General features: G+C 62.5%; 3 protein-coding genes. All 3 read right to left on the reverse strand.

Features of this window, described 5'->3' with window-relative positions; genetic code table 11:
* A partial coding sequence (locus AC1DWI_RS22130) for an isocitrate dehydrogenase kinase/phosphatase AceK regulatory subunit (RefSeq protein WP_477725783.1) occupies window positions 1–686 on the reverse strand: 686 nt, incomplete at its 3' end.
* A gap of 17 nt (window positions 687–703) precedes the next feature.
* Entirely contained in the window at window positions 704–1,396 is a 693-nt protein-coding gene (gene can / locus AC1DWI_RS22135; protein WP_477666831.1) for a carbonate dehydratase, read from the reverse strand.
* Window positions 1,397–1,447: 51 nt separating this feature from the next.
* A partial coding sequence (locus AC1DWI_RS22140) for a hypothetical protein (RefSeq protein WP_477725784.1) occupies window positions 1,448–1,673 on the reverse strand: 226 nt, incomplete at its 5' end.

The raw sequence follows: 1,673 nt of genomic DNA on the forward strand, positions 1-1,673 counted from the left end.
TCGTTGAAGCCGTTGATGATCTTGCCCACAACGTACGCGCCCTTGTTGCGGAAAAACAGGCTGGTGAGTACCTGGATCTGGAAGTTGGCGCGCAGCTTGACGTCGGTGAGCCGCCCGCTGATGGCTTCAAGCACATAACCCGCGTCGCGCTCGAGGTTGTCAAACGGCAGGCGCAGGTCGAAGTCGCGCACCAGCTGCAGCAGCACCTCGCGCATGTTGTCGCGGGTGGGGTAGTAGGCGCGGTAGGTCGGCTGCGACACCAGCTCGTCGTTCTCGATGTATTCGGTGCTGACGGCGGGCCGCACGAAGATGAAGTCGTTCTGGAAGTAGCTGCGGTGCAGGATCTTGGTGGTGACCGAATTGAAAAACGTTTCGGCCAGCTCGGGCTGGTGGTGATTGACCAGCAGGCCGATGTAATGGAGCTTGACCTGCTGCCAGACGTCCATGGGCTGGTCGCCGGCCTTGAACTCGCGCTCCAGGCGCATGGACGCTTCGCGCACGCGCAGGTCGTAGAACTCGATGCGTTCGCGCTGCGCGCGCTGCTGGCCGTGCCAGTCTGCCGTTTCAAAGCGGTGCTTGGCGCGCGCGGACTCGGTTCGGAACAGTTGGTAGTGGCGGTTAAAGCCGTCCATCATCGCCTTGGCGATGTCGTAGGCAATGCTCGAGTCCAGGCGCTGGGGGAACATGGCTTGCTGTGCGCCGTTCAGACCAGCTGCTGCTGTTCACCGCCGCCGACGCGGGCGTTCCAGGTATCCCACACACGGTCGATGGCCTTGCCGTAGAACTTGTTGAGCTCGTCGGGCGCCGACACGCTCATCTGCAGGTCCTGCAGCAGACCGTCATGCACACCGAAGGCCCAGCCGTGCACGGTGACCTCCTGGCCGCGCGCCCAGGCATCAACCATCACGGTGCTGACGGAAACATTGACCACCTGCTCGATGACGTTGATATCGCAAAGGGCTTTGGCGCGCACCTCTTCGGGCAGGCTGTCAAGGAGCTGGCGGTGGCGGTGGCGCACATCCTGAATGTGGCGAAGCCAGTTGTCGGCCAGGCCGATGCGCGCGCCTTCCAGCGCGGCCTGCACGCCCGAGCAGCCGTAGTGCCCGACCACCATGATGTCCTTGACCTTGAGCCGCTCGACCGCGAACTGGATGGCCGAGAGTGCGTTGAGGTCAGAGTGCACGACGATGTTGGCGACGTTGCGGTGAACGAACACCTCGCCGGGCTCCAGGCCGGTGATCTGGTTGGCGGGCACCCGGCTGTCAGAGCAGCCTATCCACATATACCTGGGCGTCTGCTGCTTGACAAGGCTGGTGAAGAAGCCTGGGCGCTCGGCTTCCATCTGCGCGGCCCAGGCGCGGTTATGGGCGAAGAGGTCTTGGAGCGATGTGGTCATGGTCGTATTTTCACCTGCCCGCGGGGATGCCGTCCGGCAAGCGGCAGAAAGTCATGTTTCATCGATCGCTCTCGCCTTCAACAGCGCTTTTTCGCCCAGGCATTTATCGGTCAGGGTGGCGAGCTCTTTGTCGCTGAACGGGTTCGAGGGTGCGGGGTTCGGCCCGACTTTCACGATGGATGCGTCGACCAGCAAAGGTCCTTCCCCGGAAAAATCACAGACAAAACGGTATTTGCCGTCGGTGAGCGAGGCGGTCAGCATCTTCCGGGTCTGGTAC

The organism is Polaromonas sp. P3_C2, assembly GCF_056402675.1.

Coding starts and splice junctions, on each gene's coding strand:
- can (WP_477666831.1), bottom strand. CDS start 1,396: ATGACCACATCGCTCCAAGACCTCTTCGCCCATAACCGCGCCTGGGCC.